We start from the raw sequence: 26,118 nt of genomic DNA, 5'->3' as shown, positions 1-26,118 counted from the left end.
CGAAAGAATCCCCATACTCCGGCGGCCGTGTCGGAGCGCTCCCGGGGCTTTTTGGTGTTGTTCGTCGCTGCTGCTGCGGCCGGCGTGTATTTCGGCGTCACCCGGGAAGGCCCAAAGCGCCGACCCGAAAGCCTGCCGGCGAGCAGTGTCCCCGGACCGCCGATTGGTCCACAGCTCGCGCCACCCCGGGCGGCCACGAAGGCCGAGGTCGAAGCCACGATCAACAGCCTGACGCTCGCGGTGCAAAAGGGCGCGGCAGCTCCCAAGAGCCCATGGGCGCTCGCTCACGGTCTCGTGGCGTTCGGCCCCGAATTCGCGGCGGCGGACGGCCGGTCGGCGACGACGGTGATCGTCAGCTTCGCCGAGCCGAAGGAGATCGGCGGCGAGAAACTCTGGCTGTTCCCGGAGACGAAGGCCGACGAGCCGGTGGAACCGCATCGCTTCCTGCTCGTGAAGACCTTGCTCGAGCTCGGCGTTCCGTTCGACGCGAGCTTCGCCACGTCGACCGGGGAGAAGGTCACGCTGCGCCGCCTGGTCGCGGATCTGCGAATTCTTGCCCAGCCCCCCAAGACGGACGCCGACTTTCACCACGTGGCCTGGCAAATCTCGGCGCTCGCGTCGGGCGTCGAGCGCGAGCCGAAGGACACGACCGCGACGGCCCTGCTGTCGCCCCTGATCGAGCAGGGTCTCGCGCGACTGGAGGCGGATCAAAAGATCGTCGAGGGATACTCAGGCCCACCGGACAAAGCCTTCGACGAAGGCAGCCCGCTCAACGCCGCCAAACGCGAGAAGTCCGGCATCTACGGCCACAGCTGCGGCGGCCTGCACCTGGTGCAAGCGCTGCTGAGCGCGGTCGCCGTCCGCGGGAGCGAGGACGACAAACGCCGCATGCGCAGGCAACTCGGTGTGTTGCTGTATCGCTACGAGCTGGAGCGTCCGGCCTACGCCAGCTTGCTCGCGCGCCATCCCGAACAGGGGCTGTTGATCCGGCTGCAGCAGCAGAAGTTCTTTGGCCATCTGGTCGAGACGCTCACCCTCGCCCGAAGCCTGGGCCTCACCCTGCCGGAGACCGAGGGCGGGAAGAAGATTGACCAGACCGTGAGGATGGCGGCCGCGGACGAGGTCGATGCCGCCGGTCAGCTGATCGGCGGCGGGGTCTACGAGCGGCTCGACTCGATTCGGAAAGATCGCCAGCAGACCTATCTCGATTTGATCGGGGACGGATGCCACGCACTGCGCGGTCTCCGGCGTGCGCTGCCACTGCTGAAGTGAGCGTGCCGCAAGGGCGCCGCATGCCGATCCATGGGCTCGATCGGCGGGGCGTTCACAGCGGCTCCAGGTACACCTCGAGCAGATCGAAATCGGCGAACTCCGACGGAGTCTGCAGAGCCAGCCTCACGCGCAGGGTCTTGGTGTTCGGCGGCGAGGTGGCTACCAACACGGGATCGTCGTTGTACTGCCAGGCGTCCGACGACCACGCGACCTGCCCTGCCCCGACCTGCTGATCTGCGGAGTCGAAGAACAACACGCCGGTCGCACCGATGCTGGCCGCGTTGCGACTCGTACCGAGCACACGATAAGTGCGCCCCGGAAGAGCCGCGATGGCGGGGCTCTGGGCGTAGAGACCCGGATACTGGCAGCTCGAAACGAAGCCGGTCGTGTGGAAGCGTAGGTTCGAGCCGCCACCGTTCGGCGCCGGATAGACGTCGCGAACCGCGGACCAGGTGGTGTCGGTGGGGCAGTTCTGCCAGACCACCCAACCGGTCGGGAAGTCGGCCGGTGCCTCGAAGCTGTTCGCATAGATCGGCGGGCAGTTGGCCGGGCTGCACGCACACACGTTCGCCACCCCGAGCCCGCCGCAGGTCTTGGGTGCCGCGCAGCTGCCGCAGCTGAGTGTCCCACCGCACCCATCCGGGATGCTTCCGCAGTTCTTCGCTTCCGCGGCGCATGTCGTGGGTTCACAACCACACACGTTTGACTGCTGGTTCGCTCCGCACTTCTTGCCCGCCGAACAGCTCCCGCAATCGAGCGTGCCGCCGCAGCCGTCGGACAGCGTCCCGCAGTCCTTGCCTTCGGCGGCGCAGGTCGTGGGTGTGCAACCGCAGTGGTTGGCCTGGCCGGCGCCACTGCAGGTCTTCGGCGCCGAGCAGCTCCCGCAGCTGAGCGAGCTGCCGCAGCCGTCGCCGATCAAACCACACTCGGCCCCCGTCGCTGCGCACGTGGTCGGTGTGCAGCTGCCCACTCCGCAATGATTGGGGCCACCGGCGCCACACGTCTCGCCGCTCGGGCAGCTGCCACAAGCCACGATGGTTCCGCAGCCGTCGCTCGTGTCACCGCAGTCGGCGCCGAGCTGCTGACAAGACTTGGGGGAGCAGGCCCAGGCGCCGTCAGCGAGCCCCGCGGCGTCGACCCCCGTTCCCGCGTCCTTCTTGGTGACGGGTTCGGACGAGGAGGCGCCGATCCCGAGGCAGCTGCCGAGCAGCAGCGCCCCGCCACCGCTGAGCGCGATCACTCCGACCCGGGGGCGCAGCCACGTCACGACCCCGCAGCTTAGCGCAAGTACGCTCACTCCGGGGCGCGCCCAGCGCGCTCGGACCCGGCGCTGGCAGCGGTTCGCGCCCCTTCAGCGCAGGTCCACGTATTGTCGCCGCGCGCGCACCGACACCATCACGTCGGGGCGTTCGCCCTCGGGCGGCACGCGGGCGCCGGCAGCGAGCACCAGCGCGGTCAGGCGGTTGCCATAGACGCAGCCCGTGTCGAGGCCGGTTGCTCGGGCGTGCAGCTGAAGTCCATCCACGGCGTTGTGCCCAAACACGACGTGAGGCCCCTCGAGGTATCGTTCACCCCACAGCGTCGCGCCGCGCTTGTCGCTCGGTGCTCCGTCGGCGTCGAGGGTACGAATGTGCGTGAGCACCCAGGGGTCCTGAAGCTCCATGGCCATGCCGGGGACAAGGCCGGCGTGAACGATGCGGAGCTCGTGCTCCGACAAGTCGAGCCAGAGTGGCAGCGCCTCGAGCATCTGCCAGTGATGTGGGGCGAGCGTCTCGAGCAGGTGCGTGTGGGACGCTCCCAGCCGTCGACCGGGCTCCCCGCCGTCGCGCGCGGCTCGCGCCTCGAGCAGCCGGCGCTCGTGGTTGCCTTGCACCGCGCGTCCGCCGACGCTGGCAACGAGCTCCAGAACCCCGGCTCCATCCGGGCCGCGCGCGACCAGATCACCAACGGAGAACAAGGCATCACCGCTGCCGAAGCTCATCTTTGCGAGCAGCTCCGAAAGCTCGTCGCGACAACCGTGGACGTCCCCCACGATGATCGATCGAGGCACGAGTGCAGCTTAGCAGCGGGCCGGCGCACGACCGGTAGCCCCACGCGCCCCGCCGCTCCCCGCCTCTGCCCGGCGCTTCGAGGGCCAGGATTTCGGCCCGTAGGCCCAGCATCTGCGGGGCCCACGACGCTCGAGGCCAGACGCGAAGTGGGCGGCTCGCGTCCCAAAGGAGAGGCGGAAAAAACCGCCGAGTCCGGCCGCTTGCGGGGTTCGGCAGCCAAAAAGCGGTCCCGCTTCGACCCAGACCCCCGCAGCGGCCTTGTGGCGGCGCCCGGCCGCATGATAGCCATGCGAAATCATTCCGTTCAGGGAGGCCCCATGTTGACCGCTCGCCGAATCTCCGCCTCGCTCGCCCTCGCAGTGCTCTCCGCCGGAGTGGTGAGCTGTGGCCCGAGCAAGGATGAAGAAGCTTACCAGCCGCGCGGAGCGTCGAGCGGAGGGAAAGCCAGCCTGCCCGCCGTCCCGAACGTGCCGGGGAAGCCGGTCAAGGCGGGCGACGCCTACACCGTGTGGGGCGTCAGCTACTACATGCGTAGCCGCACCCACCACAAGGAAGTCGCCGGCAAGAAGCTCAGCGTAACCGGCTACATCAGCAAGACGAACTTGCCCGACGCGCCCGCCTGCGCGGTACACAAAGGTGGCAAGGCAGATCCCGAGGGTTGCAACGCGCCGGTGCCAGCGTTCTGGCTGTGTGAGACGAAGGATGCGCCCGAGAGCGAGTGCATCAAGGTGATGGGCTGGGCCTCGAACTTCGCGCAGCTCTACGACGCCGTGAAGGAGTTCGAAAAGAAGGAAGACGCCGAGAAGAGCGACACCTTCTGGGGCATCAAGATCCCGAACCCGATCCCGAACAAGGGCGCGAAGGTCACCGTGAAGGGCGACTACTCGACGACCTTCACCCGAGCCACGACGGGCACGGAAGCCGACCCGATCATGGGCATCCTGACCTTTGAAGAGATCAAGTACCTGGAGAAGCCGGCGGAGCTCGCCTTCCTGCCCGGCATGGACCCGCCCAAAGAGCCCACGAAGAAGAAGTGACGGGGCTTCCCACGTGGAGTGAGTAGATGACACGCTGGCGCGTAGGCGCGCTGGCTTGTTTGCTCGCGCTTTCGACGACGCTGGTCGGCTGTATCAAGAAGGGCATCCCGCCCGGCCGCGACCTGGTCGCCGACGTCGAGATCGTGGGGACGAGTGCCCTCGATGCTCCAGCGGTGGAGGAGCGCCTCGCGACACGACCGCCACCGTTCCCCAAGTCGTTCGAGGGGCTGCTCTACGACTACGAAATCTTCGACGACACGGTGCTCGCCCGGGATCTGGAGCGCGTCGAGCGGTACTACCGCCGCAAGGGCTTCTACGAAGCCAAGGTCCGGGCGGCGCGCATCGTGCGCGTCGACGCCCGGCACGTCCGGGTCGAGATCGCGGTGGACGAGGGGCCGCTCGTCCGCGTGCGCCGCTCCGACCTGAGCGGCCTCGCAACGCTGCCCCACGAGGTCGCGGCGCGCGCGCTCCGCGCCATCACCCTCGACCCGGGCGAGCCGTTCGACGAAGACGAATTCGAGGCGAACGGCAAGGCCATCGCCGGAGTGCTCGGGGATGCCGGCTACGCTTTTGCGAAGGTCAAACATGCGGCGAAGGTCGATCTCGCCACGCACCTCGCGGACGTCGCCTTCGAGGTGGTCCAGGGACCCGTCGCTCGTTACGGAAGCGTGCGCATCATCGGATTGGTGTCCATCCCCGAGGACAAGGTCCGGGCAGTCCTCGGCATCGAAGAGGGCGCGCGCTACTCGCGCAAGGATCTGCTCGACGCACAGGAGGCGCTGCAAGCGTTGGGTGTCTTCGCCAGCGTCGAGGTCGGACAGGACAAGACGAAGTCCGCGGGCGGAGTGGTCCCCGTCAATGTCGTCGTGCAAGAGTCGTCGCTCAGGACTCTGCGCATGGGCGGCGGCGCGCGCTTCGACGTGCTGCGTCTCTCCAACCATTTTCGGGTCGGCTGGGAGCATCGCAACTTCATCGGCGGCATGCGCCGCTTCAACATCGAAGCTCGTCCGGGTGTGACCTACTTCCCCACCCGCATCGGCCGCTTCGACTCACCGACGCGCCTTTTGCCGGAAAACCGCCTGCACGCGGAGCTCCGACAGCCGTCGTTCGTCGAAGGTCGAACCACCGGCTTCGTGTCGAGCGACTACAGCATCTACCCGCTCCTGTATCCGCTGCCCGACGGTGCCGACCCGGAGCGCGAGCGGGTAATCGGTTATCACGAGGTCAAGGCCACCACAGGCGTCGAGCGCGCTTTCTTCGGTCACCACCTGTTCGTGACACCCTCGTACAACTGGCAGGCGAACTTCCCGTTCACCTATCAGGGCAACGTGCCCGACGGGCTCCAGGCCGTGCGGGTGTCGTTCCCGGAGCTGTACGCCATCCTCGACTTCAGAGACGACCGCATCGAGCCCCACGAGGGCTTCTATCTGTCGAACTCGTTCCAGGTCGCAGGCTACGTGTTCAGCGGCACGGTCAGCGACCTGCGCCTGCGCCCCGACCTCAGAGGTTTCTTGCCGTTGTCGCGCCATGTCACGTTGGCAACCCGACTCTCGACGGGTTTTTTGTTTCCGAGCAACTACGGCGAGACCCTCACGAACGCTCAAGCCCAGCTCGACCCGACGAACCCGGCGGTGATTCGTGATCAGCACAAACTCTTGTTCCGCGCGTTCTACTCCGGGGGACCGAACTCGAACCGCGGATATCCGTACCGCGGGGTCGGACCTCACGGTCCGGTCGGGTTCCTGGTTCCAACGGGCGAAGACTGCGGCAAGCCCATCGACCAGCTGCCGGCAGCTTGCATTCGCCCCCTCGGTGGCCTCACGCTTTGGGAAGCGTCCATGGAAGTCCGCTTTCCCATCATCGGCCCGCTGTTCGGTTCGACTTTCATCGATGCCAGCGACGTCACACGCTCCGTGGGTGAAATCCGCTTCAACGTTCCGCACGTTTCGCCGGGTTTCGGGCTCAGATACCGCACGCCCGTGGGGCCACTCCGGGTGGATGCCGGATACCGCACACCCTGGCTGCAGAAGATCGGTGAGCAAGATCTCGAGCGCCGGGAGGGCAATCCGGGCACGCTGTTCGGGCTGCCCATCGCGATTCACATCGCCCTGGGTGAATCCTTCTGATGCACAAGACCGAGCCCCCTCCCCCCACGGTCCCGGATACCGTCGAGGCGGTCCCGCGGCGTCGAGTCCGGGTGCTCGGTTTCCTCGGCCGCTCCTTCGGCTTGCTGGCTCTCTTGGCGGTGTTTGCAACGAGCCTGGGCGCGGGCGCCATCTTGCACGTCAACCTGCCCGCATCTCGGCGCGTGGCTTCGACGCTCTTGTCGCGCTCCCTGAGCGGTGTGTTCTACGGCGAGGTCAAGACAGGGCAAATCGAGGACCTCGGCCTGCGCGGCGCGACGCTGAGCGACGTCATCGTCAAAGACGAGGCGGGCAGCGTCGTTTTGACATTGAACGACGTGCGAGTGCGCGCCGACGTCATCCCCATCGTTCGCGAGGTCCTGACGGCGAAGGAGCGCGTGACGCTCATCATCCGGAACATTCGCGCCGATCGGGCGGACGTGCAGGTCGTGCCGGACGAACAAGGCATCCCCACTCTGGCGCGCGCGCTCACGCCGATCGAATCGGCACCCAAGACCCCCACCGCGCCGAAGTCAGCGTCACGCCCGCTGCGGGTGTGGCTGCCCCAGATCGAGCTCGGGAAGGTCTACGCGCGCGGCACCGTCGCGGGACTCCCGATCCTCGAAGTGGGGCTCGGCGGTGTGCGCGGCTCGGTGCTTGCCACGCCGAAGGGCGCGGCCATCGATGTGCATCGCTACGGCATGACGGTGCGCGGGCTCGCGGGAACCGACGCCACAGGCACCGGGGAGCTTCACATCCGCGCGCCAGGTGCGGTGTGGAGCTCGTTCAATGGTTACTTCGGCAACTTGCCCCTCGCGGGTTCGGTGTACGTGAAAGGGCCTCGGGTGGCGGCGACCGTCGACATTCCGCGTGCCTTGCCGGAGGACGTGCGGGCGCTGCTGAGTGATTGGCCGCTCACGCAGACCGTCTCGGCTCACGTCGAAGCCACGGGCACGCTGCCCGAGCTGCAGACGAACGCCCGCTTCGAAATCGAAGACACCCGCCTCACCGCCAGCGGTCCGATCCGATTCGCGCCGGCCTTTCGCGTCGACCTCGATGTGGAGGGTCGCGGCGTCGACATACGCGCCATCTGGCCCCAGGCGCCAAAATCCAAGGTCGACGTCGATACCTCGGTCGCGGTCTGGGATCGCCTCGGCCAGATCGTCGTCGACGTGAACGGCACCACCGGCGCCAGCACGTTCTCGGGACAATTGGTCCCGCCGATGGACGTGAACGGGACCTGGAACGAGAAGGGTTTCGAGGGCAAGGCGACTCTGCACGAGACCGGCATGCCGCTGAAGGTGGCGTTCACGGTGCACCCGAGCGGCGCGCTGGACCTGGAGGCGCGCGCGCGCTCCTTCCAGATCGAGCGCGCGCCGCGCGTCCGTCAGCTGACCCCGGCAAAGGGGCGCGTCGAGGCTGTGGTGAAGGCCCACATCGAGAAGAACCAGCTCGACTCGACCTTGATCGGCGACGTCGCGGCGTTCTCACTGGGCGATGTGCAGCTGGCGCACGGTCACCTGACGGGTCGAGCCAGAGGCCCGCTCACCGACCTCGACAAGATCAACATCAGCGCCAAGGTCGTGGGTAAGGAGCTCGTGGCCAGCGGGCAGAGCTTCGCCCGCGTCGACGTCGAGGCCAAGGGCCCGGTGCGGCGCCCGGCGCTGACCGCGCACTTGCGGGACGACTACGGGCCCGAGGTGACGGCCAGCGCCACGCTCGACGCCAGGGGCAAACCCAGCATCAAGAACCTCGACCTGCAGGTGAAGCGGGATGGGGCCACGCTCGGGGGCCGCATCTCCACCCTCAATCTCGACACCCGGGACGTGGTCGTGAACGACCTCAAGCTCTCCGGCGCCGGCGGAGAGCTGACCGGTCGAGCGCGGATCTCGAAGGAGCGAGTCGAGCTGAAGGCCAAGGGCGAAGGCCTCGATCTCGACGTGGTCTCGCGGGCGCTGGGCTTGCCACGAGGCCTCCTGGGCGGGCGCCTGAACGTGGACACCGACATCATCGCGAGCAAGGGAGAGTCCCACGGTCACGTGCGCATCGCGCTGGGCAAGGGCTCGATCGCGTCGGTCGGCGGCGTGTCGCTGTCGGTCAACGCAACGCTCGACGGCGAGCACATCGAGGGCAACGCTTCCGGCGTGGTCGAGGACGTCGGCGGGTTTGGCGCCACTTGGCAGAGTGAGCTCGACGGGAATCCGGCCGACCCGAAGTCGTGGCTCGGCATGACCGGTGACGGGGAAATTCAGCTGAGTGAGCTGCAGCTCTCGCTCCTTCAGCGGGTCTTGCCGGAGTCGGCTCACATCGAGAAGATCGCAGGCACCGCCTTCGCTCGACTGCGGGTCGAGCGCCTGGGGCCCCAACAGCTGCCCAACGTGCGCGTCGAGATCGCCGGCACCCGCAAGCTCGCCATCGTGCGCGCCCCGGAGAAGAAGGGGGACAAACCCACCGAGCTCACCGGCGTCGAGCTGCAGATGGCGGGCGGAGTGAACGGCGACAAAGGCGACGCCAGTGGAACGACGCAGCTGTATGACGCGGCAGGCGCGCTGATCACCACCAGCGGCACGGCGCGGATCGACTGGAAGAAGATCCTGGAAGACCCCAGCGATTGGCTGAGCCAGCTGCTCGAGGCGCCCGTGATGGCCATGTTCACTCTGCACGAGCGTCCGTTCGCGCTCTTGCCCGAGCCGGTGCGTCCAACCGCCATCACCGGCTCGGCCGGCGCCCGGGTGATCGTGTCTGGCTCCGTCAGCGATCCGAAGCTGAGCGCGAACTTCGAGGCCCACAGCGTGCAAGCCACGGGCAGTGCTCGCGCGCTGCCCGTCGACCTGCGCGCGGCCGGACTGTACGAGCTCGCCAGCGGTCGTTTCGCGGCGAGTGTGGACGCGTTCGTCGAGAAGCACCGCGTCGCCCAGTTCATGGCCAGCGGCAACGCCAGCATCGTCGATGGCAGCTGGACCGGTGGCGCCCATTGGGCACTCGAGGGCGTACCGCTCGGCGTGGTCCCGGCTCTCGCCGAGGCGAAGGTCAACGGCAACCTCCGGGGCAGTATCGCGGTCCAGCGCCAGACCCGCGAGGAACCGCCGCAGCTCTCGGCCAAGGTCGATGTCTCCAGCGCGAGCGTCGACGGGGTGAGTGTTGGACGCGGCACCATCCTCGTGCGCTCCGATGGGCGCCAGCTGCGCGCCCAGGCCGAGTTCGATGACGGTCAGGGGCAGCTGAGCGCGGAGGCGCGCTTTGGCCTGGACTGGAGCGGGGCGCTACCGGATCTCGACCGAGAACGTCGGGTGCTCTTGTCAGCCGAGTCTCGCGGCTACGACGCCGTGGTGGTGTCGCCGTTCGTGCGCGACGTGTTCTCGCGTCTCACCGGCAAGGTCGATGGCAAGCTGAGCCTCGTGCTCGAGGCTCAGCGCGACGCCAAGGGCAAACCCACCAAGGAGTTCGACGTCACCGTCGATGGCAAGGCCAAGCTCAAGTCCGGGGTGCTCAACATCGCGCCGCTCGGCATCGAGTTCCGAGACCTGACCTGCGACGCAACGGCCCGTACTTCCGGGCGCTACTCAATCGTCGAGATCCGTGACGTGCTGGCCCGGTCCCGCTCCGAGACGCCCAACGTGCGGGCGCTGGCCAACCTCTATTTCGAACGCCTGCGCCTGGCGCGCGGCAACGCCTCGTTGAGCATGACGGAGGTCCCGCTGTTATTCAACGGCGTGTCCCAGGCCACAGCCACCGGCTTCTCTACCATCGGCATCGAGCGCGAAGATGAGCGCATGGTCGTGACCGTGAACATCCCCAGCCTGACGGCCAAGCTGCCCCAGGCTTCCGGACGCGAGGTCGTCGAGCTGGCGGACAACCCGGCGATCGAGGTGGTGCAGGCCCTGCGGGAACCCCGCACTCCCTCCACGGAGCCCCTGCTCCCCTGGCGCTTCGTGGTGAACTTGCAGCGCGGCGTGCGCATCACTCGAGCCGATCTGAACCTGCCGCTCATCGGGCAGCCGGTGATCGACCTGGGCAAGGACACGACGGTCGGTGGGTTCATCGAGCTCGAGCCCGGGGGGCGTTTTCAGTCCTGGGGCAAGACCTGGGTGATCGACGCGGGCCGCGTGGTGTTCGACACCCCGGAGCCGAGCGATCCCCACCTGTTTGCCACCGCCAGCTGGCGCGCGCCGGATGGAACGGTCGTGTTCGTGGATGTGCGCGGCACGCTCCGAGACGCGAAACTCAAGCTCACCAGCGATCCGGCGCGCTCGGAGCCGGAAATCATGGCGCTGCTGTTCGGAGGCTCATCGAGTGGAGCCAGCGACGAGTCCTCCGGAGCGCGCACGCGGGAGACCGCCGCAGCGGGCGGGATCGCCACGGCGTTCAACACACTGTTCGCCGACGCGCTCGTCGGCAGCGTGGAGCTTCGCACCGGGACCGACGAGAACAAGGCGAGCTACACCGCCGCCGTGCGACTGAGCGAGAGCGTCTGGTTCGAGGGCACCTACCGCAACCGTCTGGAGCAACAGCAGGACGCCACCAACACCGAACCGGTCGACGTGAGCGGCACCGTGGATTGGCGCTTCCAGCGCAACTGGTCACTGCGCACCGAGGTCGGCACGGTGGGCACTGGCCTCGACCTGTTGTGGCAGTATCGGTACTAGAGCCGTAGTATCCTCGCCTTCGCGTGCGCCTCGGTGACCTCGTTGCTGACCGATTTCGCATCCTGGACCGAGCCGGTGCGGGTGGCATGGGGGTGGTGTACCGCGCGGAAGACCGGGAGCGCGGCCATACCGTCGCCTTCAAGGTGTTGCACGACGACCAGCGACCCGACCGCTTCCTGCGCGAAGCAGCCATGCTCGCGGATCTATCCCACCCCGCCGTGGTGCGCTACGTCGCCCACGGCGTCACGGATCGAGGTGAGCTATACCTCGCGATGGAGTGGCTGGACTCGTCCAGCCTGTCGAGCGTGCTCGCCGCGCGGCGCCTCGGCCTCGGCGAGTGTGTGCTCGTGCTCCGACGCATCTGCGAGGGGCTCGCCGTCGCACACGAGCTGGGCATGGTTCATCGCGACCTCAAGCCCGGCAACATCCTGCTGCCAGATGGCGAGCTGGCCCACGCGAAGCTGATCGACTTCGGCATCGCGCGCCGACGTTTCGATCCGCGCATCACCGAGCGCGGACTCTTGCTCGGAACCCTCGCGTACATGTCGCCGGAACAAGCTCGAGGCGCACAACTCATCGAGACCAGCTCGGACGTCTTTTCGCTCGGCAGCCTGGTGTACAAATGCATGACGGGCGACACACCGTTCGGCGGCGGCGCGTCCACCGCGGTCCTCGCGAAGATCCTGCTCGACGAACCCGAACCGCTCTCGGAGCTCGCCGCCGGTATTCCAGCCGCGTTCGCCGAACTGGTGGCGCGCATGCTGGCCAAGGCCCCCGAACACAGGCCCCGAGACGCCAGGGCGGTGCTCAATGCGCTGGTCGAAATCGGTGCGGATGCACCGGCCGCAGGCGCACCGGCCGGCATCACCAGCCGCGAGCGGCGCATGGTGTGGACCGCCTTGCTCGGCGGAGGCGCCTCTCCCGAAGACACGGACACCGTCGCCGTCGCTCCGCTTCAGGCGGAGAGCGCCGCGGAGCGCCGACTGGACGAGCACGTGAATTCCTCCGGCGGCCGCGCAGATACCCTGGCCGACGGGACACGTGTCGCCAGCTTCGTCAGCGGCGGAACCCCGAAAGATGAGGCGGAGAAGGCCGTCCGGATCGCAGCGCGGATGTGCGATCTATTTCCCGAGCGGCCGGTGGCCCTGGGTTCGGGGCTCGGGCTCGTGGGCGGCAGGGCACCGGTCGGTGAGGCCATCGATGCGTGCGTGCGACTGATCGCGCTGACCAAGCCCGGCTGTGTGACGCTGGACGACGCGACGGCCGAGCTCGTCGGCGACAGTTACGAGATCGCCCGGGACCCGCGCGGCCACGCGATGTTGGGAGCGCGCCGTGACGCCGACGGCACCCGCAAGCTCTTGGGACGCGCGACGACCTGCGTGGGGCGAGACCGCGAGCTGTCCACCCTCGATGCCCTGTTCCAAGAGTGTGTGGAGGAACCAGTGGCGCGGGTCGCGCTGGTGGTCGCGCCGGCGGGGGTTGGCAAGTCTCGCCTGCGCTACGAGATCGTGCGCCGCGCCCGGGAGCTTCGACCCGACGTCGAGGTGCTGGTGGGTCGCGCGGAGAGCGTGAGCGCCGGCTCCCCGTTCGGGCTGCTTCGAAGCGCGCTGGGGCAGACCCTCGGCGTGCGCGACACGGAGAGCCTGACCTCGAACCAGGCGCGGCTCGAAGAACGCGTGCGCCGACACGCGCGAGCGGCGACCGACGTGAGACAGACCGCGGTCTTTCTTGGAGAGCTCACGGAGATCCCGTTCCCGGTGGACGCCCACGATCGACTGCTGGCGGCGCGTCAAAATCCGACGCTCTTGGGCGACGCGATGCGCGGCGCTTGGTTGGATTTTCTGGCGGACGAGTGCCGCGCTCATCCGGTCCTTCTGGTGCTCGAGGATCTGCACTGGGGCGATTTGCCGACGGTCAATTTCGTCGATGCAGCACTCGCCGAGTTGCATGACCTGCCGCTGTTCGTGCTCGCCCTCGCACGACCGGAGGTTCACGATCTGATGCCCAAGCTGTGGGAGCGGCGCGAACCGATTGAGCTTCGCCTGGGTCCACTCCGGAAGTCCGCCTCGCTGGCGCTGGCCCGCGAGGTACTGGGAGAGTCCGCCGTCGCCGCGGTGGTCGAGCGCGCGGTCGAGCTCGCCGACGGCAACGCTTTTTTTCTCGAAGAGCTGATCCGCGCCGTCGCCGACGGACGCGAACATCTCCCGGCGACGGTGCTCGACATGCTCCAGGCCCGACTCGAGGCGCTGGGTCCAGAGCCGCGACGCTTGCTCCGCGCGGCCGCGGTGTTCGGCGAGCAGTTTCGCCACGGCGGGGTGATCGCGGTGCTGGGCCAGAGCGCCGACGAGGCCCTGGTGAGCTCGACCTTGGAAGATCTGACGGCGCGCGAGCTGATCTCGAAGCGACGAGAGGGGGGCGCGCTCAGCGAGATCGAATACGTGTTTCGGCACGCCACGCTGCGTGACGCGGTCTACGCGACGCTGACTCCGGACGACCGCGCCCTCGGGCACCGCCTGGCCGCGGACTGGCTGTCGGCGTCCGGCTCCGGCGACGCGCTCGGCCTGGCCGAACACTACCGACAAGGTCTGTGTCCGGGCCCGGCCGCTCGATTCTACTTGAGCGCAGCGGAGCAAGCCCTCGAGGGGGCGGATCTCGCCGCCGTCCTCGCCCGCGTGCAGCGGGCGCTCGAGCTGAACCCCGACGACTCGACCCGCGGCGAGCTGCACTACCTCGCCGCGGACGCCCACTTCTGGCGAGGCGAATACCTGGACGCCGAGCATCACGCCCGAGCAGCGGTCGACCTCCTGCCCGCAGGCTCCGGCCGCTGGTACGTCGCCATCGGCGCGCTGTGCAGCGCGGCGGGCACCCTCGGCAAAGACCAGGAGCTGATCGCCTGGGCGGGGCGCGCCATGGCCCGAGCCCCCCTGGACGAAGAGGCGCGAGCCAACCAGATCGTCGCGATGATCCGCGCCTCACATGGCCACCTGAAGCTCGGACTTCACGCGGCTGCCGACGAGCTCATCACCCGCGCCGACGAGCTCTCGGCCGACCTCTCCAAGCTGACGCTACTCGGCCGCGCCTGGGTGCATCACGGCAGAAGCGCACGCGCGTACTACGACGGTGACGTCGGAAAGTTCGTCGCCGAGGTCGAGCTCGCGCTTCTGGACTTCGACGCGATCGGCGACTGGCGTACGGGCGGGAACGCTCGTGCGAACCTGGGGTACGCCGCGCTCTCCATCGGCGACTTCGACCGGGCTGAGCGGCTGCTCGAAGAGGCCCTCGGCCACACCGAGCGGCTCGGACTCGCGGGGATCGGTCATTACGTGCTGCACAACCTCGGTCTCGTACGGGCGCACCGTGGGCGGTTTGAAGAGGCAATCGAGCTCGAGCGCCGCGCCATCCACGAAGCCGAGACACGCAACGAGACGTTGCTCATTGGCGCGTCACACCTGTACATGGCCCTGATCCTGCTCATGGCAGGTCGCCCGGCGGAGGCCGAGCTCGAGGCTCAGAAGGCCCAGACCGCGGCGCCGAACGTCCCGGTGCTGATCGCGCAGGGCCTTGCCGCCGAAGCGACCGCGCTGCTCGCACGAGCGCAGCCGGAGCGCGCCCTCGAAAAGGCGCGCGCGGCCTTCGCGCTGCTCGATGAACGAGGCACCACCGACGAGGCGGAGGGGCGGGTGCGCTGCGCAATGGCCGAGGCGCTGGCGGAAACCGGCAGCGTCGAAGAAGCACGCGAGAGCGCAAGGCTCGCCGTGACACGCCTGCGAGAGCGCGCCGAGAAGCTCGGGGACTCGGGCCTGGCCCGGGGGTTCATGGAGAATGTGCCCGAGCACGCTCGCCTGGTCGCGCTGGCGGAAGGTTGAGCCTCGAAGTCCGGCGGCCCCAGTGCTCTCCCCCGAACGGACGCCAACGACCTAGCGCCGCGCGCTTGCGCAACCGATGTTGAGCGTCAGCTCGAATTTTCCCTCGGACCAGTACTTGTCGATGGCGTCCCGGGCATAGGCCAGCGGGGTCGTGAGATCGATGCCCCCGAGCATGATGGCGAGCTCCGGCAAGATGAGCAGCCGGCTGACCGGATCTTCGACGAACGCCCGCCCGCTGTCGAACGTGAGTGTGGTGGACCGGATCTCGACGTCCACGTCGTCCAAGCCGCTCGCCTCGATCTCTTCCGAGAGCGTCTCGATGCTGTGGCGACTCGCCATCGCTTCCTCGACGACCTTGCCGAGATCCCCGTCGTCGTGTTTCAGCGCATACTCGCGAAACAGATCGCCGACCTCCTGGAACGATCCGCGGAGCGGCAGCGCGATCAACGCCTGCCCTTCGTCGCAGAGCAGGCGGTACATCTCCCGATACAACGCGTCACGGTCCTCATGCGTCCCCATCGGGTGAAGGCAGAGCGCGTGGGTGAACGCGCCGGCCTCGAGTCCCGTCGGGAGCTCCGTGGAGAGCAGGTACTCGATGCTCGTGGCTGCGTCCGGGTTGAGCTTCGATCTGGCGAGGTCGATCGCCGCGCTCGAGGCGTCGAGCCCGATGACCCCGGCGCCGCTCGCGAGATCACAGAGTTGCCGGTCCGGGTAACCCGTACGACACCCGAGATGGACGATCCGAGCGCCCTCTCCGGCGAGCAGGAGCTCCAGCGCGAGCTCCCCAAAAAACGAGAGGTAGCGGGGGACGACGAAGGTCTCCATCACCGCCGCGTCGGCCGGGCTGAGCGGGCCGGTTGGGAAGGTCACGCCCTTCCCGCTATCAAACCCGGGCCTCCGAACGCAAACGATCCCGCCAGCTGCCTCTGCTTTTCCCAGCAATGGGCGGAAATCTCCCGGGCCGTACTCGCGTTATGGTTGGGGCGTGCAACCCCTCACCCAGGCCAGCCTGCTCCTGGCCGCGCTGACTGCGCTGGGGCAGGCCGCGGAGCACGGGCGTCCCTTGGTGAGCACGAGCACGCGGCGGCACGCCTCGCTCGAACCGAACGCCGCACCGGAGCGGGCCTTCCGAAGCGCCTGCCCGGAGGGCACCCTGCCGGATCAGGGAGTGTGCATCCCCGTTCCACGCGCGGCCGAAGGTGCGGCCGAGCTGATCGCAGAGCAGAACGCACATCGGGACAAGAGCGGCGCCTTGCGCGTCTACGATCAGATCCCGCGCCGCCCGGAGCGCCCGAGCGACTACCGCAAGTACCGCTGGCCGGTGGCACCACTGCCCGGCCAGAACCTCGTCGTGAGTGGCTACGATCTGGATCGCCCCGACGTGCAGCAACGGCGCGGCACGCACATCAAGGCAGTCGGTCACGGCGGCATCGATCTCGGTCAGCGACGCGGCACCGAGGTTCGACTCGTCGCGCTGGAACATCAGTCCGGCGACGCCGAGGTTCTGTTCGTCGGCGAGGTCTTCGGCAACTCCGTCGTCACTCGGCACCCGGTGCGCGAGAACGACCGCCTGCGCGAGTACATCATCGTCTACGGACACCTCGAGGGCCCGGCTCCCGGGCTGGCGCGGGGCATGAATCTGCGTGAGGGTTCCCTGGTCGGCTTTGTGGGCGACAGCGGCAGTCCCGGCGACGTGCACCTTCACTTCGAGGTGCGTCGGGTGCGCGAGGGGCTCAACGTGGCCTCGCTGGCTCCGGGTGAGCTGACCCGAAACGCGCGCACGGTGGTGTGTGACCCGCGCAACGTCCTCCCGCTAGCGGCAGACTGACGGAAAGAACGGAGATTTCTTCCTGCCTGTCCTTCCCCCTGCCTGTGATTTTCTGCTTCAGGGCACCAGCTTGTAGCCGTAGCCGTAGACCGTGAGAATGTGCTCGGGTTTGTCCGGGCGTTTCTCCACCTTGCGCCGAAGCTTCACGATGAAGTTGTCGATGGTGCGGTTGGTGGGGTTGGCGTCGACGCCCCAGATCTTGTTCAAGATTTCTTCCCGGCTCACCGGAGTGCCGGCCCGCTCGTGCAACAGGCGCAACAGCTCGACCTCGTAGAAGCTTAGCTGTTCGGGGTCGTGTTTGCCCTTCTGCACGGTGTGCGCCGTGACGTTGACCGTGACCTCGCCGATCTCGAAGCTGCTGGCGTCGACAGGGCGCCCGGTCCGACGAAACAGCGCCCGGATGCGAGCGATGAGCTCACCGACGCTGAAGGGCTTGGTCACGTAGTCGTCCGCGCCGGCATCCAGCCCGCGGATCTTGTCGGCCTCCTGGCTGCGGGCGGTCAGCATGATGATGGGCACGAACGCGTCCTGACGACGCAGCTCCTCGCAGATCTGATAACCGTTCATGTCCGGCAGCATCAGATCGAGGAGCACGACGTTGGGCCGCTCGGCGCGAGCCTGCGTCAGACCTTCTTTCCCGTTCGAGGCGGTCACGACGCGATAGCCCTCGAACGAGAGGGCATCCTTGAGCCTGAGCAAGATGTGGGGCTCGTCCTCGATCACGAGGATGGTCTTCCTGGGGTCCATCCGGGTGCTGGCATCGTACCCCGGTGGGCTCGGGACTCAACCGCGGGCACTCGCCCCAAAATGCGCCACGGGGCGGCGACCTCTCGGTAGCCGCCCCGCAGAGCTCACTTCCGGCAGGCCGTCAGGGAGTCGGCGCCGCGTTTGCGATCGGTGCGCCGAGGCAGGCAATGAACACCGTCGAGCCGGAGGTCGGGGTGTTCGAGCCCACGAAGCGCAGCTGCCGCGGTGGCGAACAACCGGCAACCAGGGCCGGGTTACCAATGCCCTGCGCCGGATCGATGTAACACCAGCCAATGGTTCCGGCCTGGGTGTTCTCGTTCTGCTCGCAGTCGTTCTTGTCCTGAACGAAGTTGATCGTGCACATGCAGTAGCTCGCCGGGGTGCAGGCGTTACCCGTGCACTGGCCGGTCTGCTTCAGGCGGTTGATCACCGGCTTCACCAGCGCGGCGTCGACGTCGGTTCGGTTCAGGCCACCGTCGCAGGGCGGACAGGCCGCGCCTCCGCTCGGCTGCACCTCGACCACGGCGCACTGGGGAATCGCGCTCGGATCGGGCTTGCCATCGGCTCCCGGCGGGAAGGCGATGGGCCGGTTGACGCACTGACCGCTCAGCACCTCTTTGAGGCGCTCGATGATGGCTTCGACGGCGGGGTTGTACCCGAAGCTAGAGTCCGTCGGCGACCCGCTGGTCACCTTCGGGCAGATGCTCGCCACAATGCTGTTCGCGCCGTAGTCCTTCAGCACCTGTAGCTCGCGGGTGCCCGGGAAGGCCTTGGCGTATTGCTGGCTCTTCGAGTACGTGCCGCCACCCTGACACAGGGGGTTGTTGGCGGTGTAGCCGGTCCCGACGTCGTCGCAGTCGCAGCCACCGCCCGAGGAAGCGCCGCAGTTCTTCGGAGCTCCGAGCTTGAAGATACAAGCGTACTGAAGATCGCCGTCGGCGGTGTTCCACTCGTGGCCGTTGATGGCGTTCGCCAGCTCTCCACCGGCCGGATCCACCAGCGGGATGTTGAGCGCGAGGGCGGTGCCGGTACGCGGCAAGCTCGACTCGATCATGAGGGCGTCGTCGGGCGGATCCTTGAGGTCCCACTTGTCACACGCCGCAATCGGGCGCGGCAGCTTGTTGCCGGGATTCTTGCCCTTGTTCTGGTCGACGGTCTCTTTGCACTGCGGCAGGAGCCAGTCCCAGCGCCCCTTCTCCGCGATCTCCGTCGCGGTCAGGTACTTGAGCTTGGCTGGGTCGTTCAGCGTGTCGTCCGTCGCGATGTCGTGCCATGGCACCCCCACGATGCCCGCGATGTAGACGAGGGCCGGGTCTCGAGTTCCGGTCTCGCAGCTGGCCGGATCGTTGAGGTCCTTCACGTACAGCGGGTTGCACGCGCGGTAACCACCCTGATTCGGGTCGTCGAACTGGCAGCCCACCGGACCGTTGGCGTCCCAGGTCGGGCAGATGCGCGACTGGCTGAGGGCCTCGACGTAGCGGCGGCTCGGGTACAAGAACTCGAGACCAAAGCGCTTCTTCTGCTCCCAGCAGCGCAAGTTCGGGTGATCCCCCTGATCGTCCCAGGGGCCCTTCTGGCACTCCGGGTCGCTCCCGAGATCTCCGCAGCCCGACGGCGGCGAGCCTTCCGCAGCGTTGCACGAACGGCAGCACGCGCTGTCCGGATCCGTGGCGCAGGCCGAGGTACCGCGCGGCAAGTGGAACGCCGTGTTGTTCGGGTTCGAGGTCTGCGACGCGATCCAGTTGAAGCCACCATCGATGATGGAGCAGTCGTTCTCGTCGCTCAGCATGATGATGGCGACGAGGGAGTCGGGCCGCAGGAAGTCTCGCCGTTGCTGGAGGACGACGTCGTCGACCCCCTGAATTTGCGCGATGTTGTCCACCGTCACGACCTTGGACGGCGGCGCTGGATCGACCAGGAAGCGGTACCAGGACTCGAGCTGGGCCTCGTAGCCACAGCCGTTCTCGCCGGTCGCCTTCACGTGGGCCTTGAAGTTGGCTTCCAGGTTGCCAGCGTTGCCCTCACCGGGGCCGGCGTTGCCCTTGGTCCCCGTCGGATCCCACCACAGGAAGCCGAGGTTGTTGTAGCTCTGCAGGCTCCCGGACGGGCGGATGGTGCCGATCAGGTGGGCGTTGTCGTACTGGGTCGGGTTCGAGGCCGGTCCCGTCTCGGAGCACTGATCACCACCGTGACCGCCGAGGCTCGACGACACGACGCCGATGTGGATGTCCACGACCGGCTTGAACTCCTCTTTGCCGGTCGCCGGGTCCTTGGCCGGCGTGATGAGCCGGTTCAGCAGCTGCGGCACTGCTTCCGAGAGAATGGCCTGTTTGTCAGCCATCGAGATCGAGTTGTCGATCATGAAGAGCAAGTCGATCTTGTCGACGGTGCTCTGGCGGATGTCCTGAACGAACACGTTGGTCGTGTTCGGCGACGCCGGTGACACCGGCCGGTCGAGGCAGGCCACCGAAATCAGGCCAAGACCTACCAGGCCCGCGCGCACGCAGCGCTTGAGCAGCGAGCCAGTTTTTTTACCGTTCAGACTCATCAGATTGCTCCTTCACGACCGAGCTCCCCGTCTCCGAGATAACCCGGTGCTCGCTGACCCCGAGACGGGGCGCGACCGCCAACCGACTTTTCCAAGTATCGCCCGAGAGCGTAAGTGTGCGGGACGATTGCTGTCAATCGTGGTTTCCGGGGGCGAATCGTCGCCGTTGCGGAAGCCGCTTCGAGATGCCCGCGCCTGGATCATCGCGAGGTCCATGGAGCAAGGCCCGTACCGCGTAACTCACCGCGGTTTTCGGCGCTGGCCGGGCCGGTGGGGGCCAACCGCGTTGGCAGGAGCGCCAACCCGCCGCCCGATTCCTGCGGCCGTCAGGGCCGGAGCTACGGGGGAGCTGTGGCTGTCTGTACCCGTTTCGAGCCCGCCCGGCCCGCCGGTTCCGAGCCTCCAGCTCACGGCGCATGGCGCGACTGGGGGCCGGGGAACACCTGACGGTGCGACTGAGCAGCTGCTCACGAGCGGCGGAACTTGCAGCGCGGGCAGCGCGCCCCGTGCGCCTCTACGATCAACGACATGCATGTACACGTCGGGCAGCGCTCGATGCTCGAGAGCTCGGCGGTGAAGCCGCACTTGGTGCAGTCACCCTTTCGCAAGCCGCCCGGCTCGACCGGCGGTGCTAGGCGCCACGCCGTCCCGCACTTCGGACAGGTCCCGAGCACCGCAGCGTCGCTCCGGGCCTGCGCCTCCGCCGCGGTGGCCCTCGTTGCCGCCTCGCGCGCCCGGCGCTCTGCCTCGGCCTGGCGCTCCACCGCGTGCTGGGAGTTGACGGCGATGTCGCGTCGTCCCGCGTCGCGGCACTCGTACGAACAGTAGATCTCGTCGATGGCCGACTTGAACAGGCCGATCTTCTTGTCGCACTGCACGCAGACCTTGGCCATGTCCGATAGCCGTAGCAGAGGGTGAGAGCGTCCGAAAGGAGCCACAGACTCACGGGTAGCGTCGCGGCGCCTTCGGCAATGCTTTCCCCTGCCCACCAGGCGGACGGACTGCCCACGGTGGTCTTGGAAGCGATAGCGGCATGGGCTCGCCGGCTCGCGCAGCAAAGCAACGCGACCCGAGCCCGAGCGGGGCACACGGTGCGCGATGGGACCGCTCTTGCGGGGATTGCTTTGGGTCAGCGGGCGCGCCGGTAGTGCATGGCGACGGCGCCGTTCTGGAGCGGCTTTGTCGAGACCAGCTCGAGCCGTCGCGTGCTGGGCAGGCCGCTCTGGTACAGGGTCGGGCCGTGACCGGCGAGCCTGGGGTGGACGAGGAACTTGTACTCGTCGATCAGCTCCAGCCGGTCCAGCTCGGCCGCGAGCTTGCCGCTACCCAGGAGCACGCCGGCTGGCGTCGCGTCCTTGAGCTTCTGCACGCCCGAGCGCAGGTCGCCCGCGATGTGGTGGCTATTGGTCCAAGGGAAGTCCTTTCGTGTCGACGACACCACGTATTTCGGCTTGGCCTCCAGCTTGACCGCCCACTCGCGCACCGCTGGCGGCGCGTCCTCGTCGCCGCGGGCGACCGCCGGCCAGTAGCTCTCCATCATCTCGTAGGTGACGCGGCCCCACAGCATCACCCCGCCCTCGTCCATGAGGCGGGTGAAGAAGGCGTGTGTCTCGTCATCGGCGATCCCCTCTTGGTGGTCAACGCAGCCGTCCAAGGTGACGTTGATGCTGAAGGTCAAGAGTCCCATGCGCCAGGCCTAACACTCCTGGCGATGGAACGGCAGGCCCCGAGGATGCCGGTCATGCACAGCACACCACCGGGGCGGACGCACTTCAGCGAGTCGAGCAGGGCGCTCGTGCCGACCAGCGCACGGCTGCCCGTCAGGGCCCCGGCTTCGGGGCGGTCGGCGTGGTCTTGGCGAAGTGGGCCCGGAGCGCCGCGAGCCTCTGCCGGTTCAGGCCGGGCACCGCGAGGATCGCCGCATCGTCCGCCTCGCGCACGGCCTGGACACTGCCGAGCTCACGCAACAGAGCACGCCGAGTCTTTTCGCCGATGCCCTTCACGCGATCGAGCTCACTCGTGAAGGTGCGGCGTTTGCCCGCCTGCTTGCGGCCGCGGTTGGAGAAGCGATGGGCTTCGTCCCGGGCCCGCGCGAGCAAGAACAGCTCGGGGCTCTGGGGTCGAAGCGCGATCGGGTTCTTCTGCCCGGGCAGGTAGATGCGATCGACGAGCTTGTCGCCGAGCGGTGACTCCCGTTCCTTGGCCAGCCCCACCACCGGCAGCTCGCACAGACCGAGATCACTCGCGGCCGCCAGCGCGACGCCGAGCTGGCCGCGTCCGCCATCGACGACCAACAGATCCGGCAGCTCCCACTCGGTCTTGTCGTCGCCCTCCTCGGCAGCACGACCGCGGCGGAAGCGGCGCGCGAGCACCTCGTACATGGCCCCGTAGTCGTCGCCGTCGGCGACGCCCTTCACGTGATAGGTGCGGTAGCCCTTCTTGTCGGGCAGGCCGCCGGAGAACCGCACCACCGCGCCGACCGTGTCTTTGCCGGCGGAGTGTGAGATGTCGACGCACTCGATCCGCACCGGCAGACGCGGCAAGCGCAGTCGCTCTTGCAAGAGCCCCAGGCGCGCGTCCATGTCCTCGGCCGAACGTCGTTTTTCTTCGAAGGCGTGGCGTGCGTTCTCGACGGCCAGCTCGAGCAGCTGCCGCTTGGCGCCCCGGGCCGGCGCCACGATCTCCACCTTGCGCGCGCGCTCCCCGTCTTCGCGCGCGATGCCCTGACGGCGATCGCTGAGCCACTCGGCGACGCCCGCCGCGCCCTCCGGCAGGACGGGCACGACGACCTCGTCCGGGATCAGGCCCGCGCTGAGCCCGTCGACCGCGTAGTGCTCGCGCAAGAAGGCCCCGACCAGCTCGTCGAGGGGCAGCTCGAGCTTGCGGTGGCTGAAGCTCGACGCATCGACCACCCGCCCGCTCCGCACGCTGAGCAGCGAGAGCTCGACCAGATCCCCCTCACGGTACACACCGAGCACGTCCTGGTCGCGATCACTCACCGCGACCACGCGCTGGGCCTCGCGCACCAGTGACACCGCACGCACCTGATCGCGATACAGCGCCGCCAGCTCGTATTCCATGGCCCCGGCCGCCTCGGACATGCGCTGTTCGAGCTCGCGCGTGAGCTCGTCGTGGCGCCCGTCGAGGAACAACGTGACCGCGCGCAGCTGCTGCGCGTACACGTCCCGATCGACCTCGTACACACAGGGCGCGGGACAGCGCTTGATCTGATACTGCAAACACGGACGCGAGCGACTCGTGAGCTCGCGATCGGAGCAGGTGCGCAGCTGGAAGTGTTTCTCGATCAAGTTCAGCGTGCGCCGCGCGGCGGTCGCCGAGTGGTACGGACCAAAATAACGCGCCTTGTCGGACTCCGGCTTACGGACCAGGTCGAGGCGCGGCCAGGCGTGCTCGAGAGAGAGTTTCAGGGTCAGGAACTCTTTGTCGTCGCGCAGCTTGACGTTGTAGCGAGGGCGGCTCTCCTTGATCAGGCTGTTCTCGAGGATGGCCGCCTCCTTCTCGGTCGAGGTGACGATGGTCTCGAAGTCGGCGACCTGTTTCTGCAAGAGCGGGATGAAGCCGCGCGTGTCACTCTGCCCAGCCTGGAAGTAACTGCGCACCCGCGCGCGCAGGCTCTTGGCCTTGCCGATGTAGAGCGCGTTGCCCTGCGAGTCGCGGAACACGTAGCAGCCCGGCCGCGCCGGCAGCGCGCCCAGTTTTTCTTCAATCTCAGCGGACTGGGTCATGGCGTGCCGAGGCAGTGCGGCCGTGATATTAGCGCCGCGTGAAGCCGTTCGGGTCTTTCTCGACGCTCGACCGTCGGCGCGGAGCGCTGATGCTCAGCGTGGCGGTCATCGCCGGCCTTGGGATCGGGTTTCTCCTGGTTCCGCGGGCACCGACCCCGGGAGACAAGAAGGAGCCGCCGCCCGAGGTGAAGCTCTTGGGGGAGCCGCTTCGGCTGGATGACGACGGCCCCAAACTCGCCCTCGATCGCGTGCGGCGATTTGCGGCTGGCAAGCTCATGCTGGACCTGGGCGAGGGTCAGAAGCGAGAGCTCGGCCTCGGGCGGCTGGGCGCCGAAATCGACAAGGTGCGCCTGGCTCAGCTGGTGCGCGACTGCCGCGACGCCACGAGCCCGCTGCGCATGGCGCGGCGCGGGGCAAATCGAAGCGACGCCATCGTGTTGCCGCTGCCGATCGTGCTCGATACCGACATCACCGTCGGTGTGCTGTTGCGCTTGAAGGACGAGGTCGATCGCCTGCCGGTGGACGCGCGGCTCGACCTGGAAAAACGCTCGCTGGTGCCCGAGATTTCGGGGCGGTTGCTGGACGTCGACGCCACGCTCGGCGCGCTGCGTGATGCGGTGACGAACGGCGAGAGCACGGCGACCGCGGTCTTCGAGGACAAGAAGCCGCGGCGGAGCTCGGCGGAGCTCGGCGACGTGAAGTTCGACGCGGTGATGGGCTGGTTCGAGACGCGCTACAACCGCGGCGATCGTTACCAGGCACGCACGTTCAACCTGCGCCTCGCGGCCAGCAAGCTGGACGGTACCGTGCTCTTGCCTGGCGAGACCTTCGACTTCAACGAGGTGGTCGGGGCCCGCGACGAAGCCAACGGCTACAAGGTCGCGCCGGTGATCGCGGAGGGCGAGGTGGTCGACGGCATCGGCGGCGGGACCTGCCAGATCTCCGGTACCCTGCACGGCGCCGCCTTCTTTTCAGGGCTGGAAGTGGTCGAGCGGTATCCCCACACCCGCCCGAGCTCGTACATCAAGATGGGGCTCGACGCGACGGTGGTGTACCCGACCATCAACTTCCGAGTGAAGAACGGCTTCGACTTTCCGGTGGTGCTCCATCAGACGGTCAAGAACGGCATCGTGCGCGCCGAGGTGCTCGGTCCGCGACGTGAGCGCACCGTGACCTTGATCCGTCGGGTGGACGCGGCAATTCCCTACGAAGAGGTCGAGCGGGACGACCCGAATCTGCGGGATGGGGTGCGCGTGCTCTCGCAGCGCGGGGTCGCCGGCTTCAAGCTGCACCGGTATCGCATCGTGCGGGACGGCGAGCACGCGGTGCGCGAGCGCTGGAACGACGTGTACCCGCCGACGACGCAGATCGTGAAGGTGGGGCGAGGCACGATGGCCAGGGACAGCGTCACGCTCAAGCACGACGAACACCCGGAGTACCTGGCGGACGAGCTCTTGGTGATGACCCAGGGTGTGGACGTGGGAGCCAACGACGGCGAGGCCACCGGCGGCGACATGAGTGAGAGCCGTGAGCGCGGAAAGTACGGCGAGGCACACTGGACCGAGAAGGCCGGCATGCCGTACTTCGACCAGCAGGCGAGCCAACGCACCGACGAGGGGGACGACCCGCCCAAGACCTCCGCCAAGCGGCCCGACGACGCTGCGAAGAAGGGGGACGGCGCAAAAAAACAGGCGGACCCCGGCGGCGCAAAGCCAGAGAAGAAAAAGAAAAAAAAGCAGAAGAAGACGCCGTGAGTCGCGCTCGCCCGCAAGGTGTTACCCTGCCGCGCATGCGATACGTGGTCCGCTTCGTTTTACCGCTCTCGTCGCTCCTCTTGGTCGCCTGTGGAGGCGGAAAGGAAGCGAGCATTCCGCCGATCGCCGCGGTGTACAAACCCATTCCCGAAGAGGGCTTGCAGCCGCAAGAGGCGGACGACACCAAGCCCGAGGGCGCAGCCGGCGAAAAGACCGACGGCGACGACGCGACCGACGCCGACGACGCGAAGCCGGCTGAGCCGGAGACCAAGCCGGGCGCAACCCCCGCCGTAGCGACGCCTCCGACCCCCGGCAAACCGGGTGCGCCAGCCAAACCCGCAGCGCCAGCCACACCCGGTGCGGCAGCGCCAGCCAAACCCGGTGCGGCAGCGCCAGCCAAACCCGGCGCAGCCGCGCCAGTCAAGCCGCCTGCCAAGCCTGCCGCGGCAGCGCCCGCGACACCGAAGACACCGGCGCCGCCCGCTGCGCCCAAGAAGTGA

16 protein-coding genes are annotated in these 26,118 nt (G+C 67.8%); 8 read left to right on the top strand and 8 right to left on the bottom strand.

Annotated elements, in window-relative coordinates:
* Positions 1-27: 27 nt before the first annotated feature.
* Positions 28-1,272: a hypothetical protein gene (locus IPI67_22910; protein ID MBK7583034.1), complete on the top strand. Its 1,245-nt coding sequence runs from the start codon at positions 28-30 to the stop codon at positions 1,270-1,272.
* Between the two features lie 52 nt (positions 1,273-1,324).
* On the opposite strand, the gene IPI67_22905 is transcribed toward IPI67_22910, so the two are convergent.
* Positions 1,325-2,539, bottom strand: a complete 1,215-nt coding sequence (locus IPI67_22905) for a hypothetical protein (protein MBK7583033.1) — start codon at positions 2,537-2,539, stop codon at positions 1,325-1,327.
* Between the two features lie 84 nt (positions 2,540-2,623).
* The gene (locus IPI67_22900; GenBank protein MBK7583032.1) at positions 2,624-3,322 is read right to left on the bottom strand and encodes a metallophosphoesterase; all 699 of its coding nucleotides are present in this window, start codon (positions 3,320-3,322) and stop codon (positions 2,624-2,626) included.
* Between the two features lie 318 nt (positions 3,323-3,640).
* Here IPI67_22900 and IPI67_22895 point away from each other — a divergent pair, with 318 nt between their 5' ends.
* The 4 genes from IPI67_22895 to IPI67_22880 are packed head-to-tail and all read left to right on the top strand — an operon-like array spanning position 3,641 to position 14,995.
* Positions 3,641-4,360 carry a hypothetical protein gene (locus IPI67_22895; protein MBK7583031.1) on the top strand — a complete coding sequence of 240 codons (720 nt, stop codon included), beginning with the start codon at positions 3,641-3,643 and terminating at the stop codon, positions 4,358-4,360.
* A 26-nt stretch (positions 4,361-4,386) separates the two neighbouring features.
* Positions 4,387-6,486, top strand: coding sequence for a BamA/TamA family outer membrane protein (locus IPI67_22890; protein ID MBK7583030.1), 2,100 nt, complete (start codon positions 4,387-4,389; stop codon positions 6,484-6,486).
* Positions 6,486-11,129 carry a translocation/assembly module TamB domain-containing protein gene (locus tag IPI67_22885; protein ID MBK7583029.1) on the top strand — a complete coding sequence of 1,548 codons (4,644 nt, stop codon included), beginning with the start codon at positions 6,486-6,488 and terminating at the stop codon, positions 11,127-11,129. Before IPI67_22890 ends, IPI67_22885 begins: the two co-directional genes overlap by 1 nt.
* Before the next feature lie 23 nt (positions 11,130-11,152).
* Positions 11,153-14,995 (top strand): protein kinase, encoded by a 3,843-nt coding sequence (locus IPI67_22880; protein MBK7583028.1) that lies wholly within the window; start codon positions 11,153-11,155, stop codon positions 14,993-14,995.
* 51 nt (positions 14,996-15,046) lie between these two features.
* Here IPI67_22880 and IPI67_22875 read toward each other — a convergent pair whose 3' ends face one another.
* Positions 15,047-15,820, bottom strand: coding sequence for a class I SAM-dependent methyltransferase (locus IPI67_22875; GenBank protein MBK7583027.1), 774 nt, complete (start codon positions 15,818-15,820; stop codon positions 15,047-15,049).
* A 160-nt stretch (positions 15,821-15,980) separates the two neighbouring features.
* On the opposite strand from IPI67_22875, the gene IPI67_22870 reads away from it, so the two are divergent.
* Positions 15,981-16,823, top strand: a complete 843-nt coding sequence (locus tag IPI67_22870; protein ID MBK7583026.1) for a M23 family metallopeptidase — start codon at positions 15,981-15,983, stop codon at positions 16,821-16,823.
* Positions 16,824-16,880: 57 nt separating this feature from the next.
* Here the strand turns inward: IPI67_22870 and IPI67_22865 are convergent, their stop codons facing one another.
* The 5 genes from IPI67_22865 to uvrC form a co-directional block, all read right to left on the bottom strand.
* Entirely contained in the window at positions 16,881-17,570 is a 690-nt protein-coding gene (locus IPI67_22865; GenBank protein ID MBK7583025.1) for a response regulator transcription factor, read from the bottom strand.
* 121 nt (positions 17,571-17,691) lie between these two features.
* Positions 17,692-20,118, bottom strand: a complete 2,427-nt coding sequence (locus IPI67_22860) for a hypothetical protein (protein ID MBK7583024.1) — start codon at positions 20,116-20,118, stop codon at positions 17,692-17,694.
* A 467-nt stretch (positions 20,119-20,585) separates the two neighbouring features.
* A complete protein-coding gene (locus IPI67_22855) occupies positions 20,586-21,011 on the bottom strand; it encodes a hypothetical protein (protein MBK7583023.1) in 426 nt (141 codons plus the stop codon).
* Positions 21,012-21,247: 236 nt separating this feature from the next.
* Positions 21,248-21,805 carry a dihydrofolate reductase family protein gene (locus IPI67_22850; GenBank protein MBK7583022.1) on the bottom strand — a complete coding sequence of 186 codons (558 nt, stop codon included), beginning with the start codon at positions 21,803-21,805 and terminating at the stop codon, positions 21,248-21,250.
* 133 nt (positions 21,806-21,938) lie between these two features.
* The gene (uvrC, locus tag IPI67_22845; protein MBK7583021.1) at positions 21,939-23,864 is read right to left on the bottom strand and encodes an excinuclease ABC subunit UvrC; all 1,926 of its coding nucleotides are present in this window, start codon (positions 23,862-23,864) and stop codon (positions 21,939-21,941) included.
* A 38-nt stretch (positions 23,865-23,902) separates the two neighbouring features.
* Between uvrC and IPI67_22840 the strand changes: the two genes are divergently transcribed.
* On the top strand, positions 23,903-25,618 hold the full coding sequence (locus IPI67_22840) for a VanW family protein (protein MBK7583020.1): 1,716 nt from the start codon (positions 23,903-23,905) through the stop codon (positions 25,616-25,618).
* Between the two features lie 35 nt (positions 25,619-25,653).
* Positions 25,654-26,118 (top strand): hypothetical protein, encoded by a 465-nt coding sequence (locus IPI67_22835; GenBank protein ID MBK7583019.1) that lies wholly within the window; start codon positions 25,654-25,656, stop codon positions 26,116-26,118.

Source organism: Myxococcales bacterium, assembly GCA_016706225.1.
Taxonomy (GTDB): domain Bacteria; phylum Myxococcota_A; class Polyangia; order Polyangiales; family Polyangiaceae; genus JADJKB01.
Note: the sequence above shows the minus strand (reverse complement) of the source record. Positions and strands in the feature narration are given on the sequence as shown.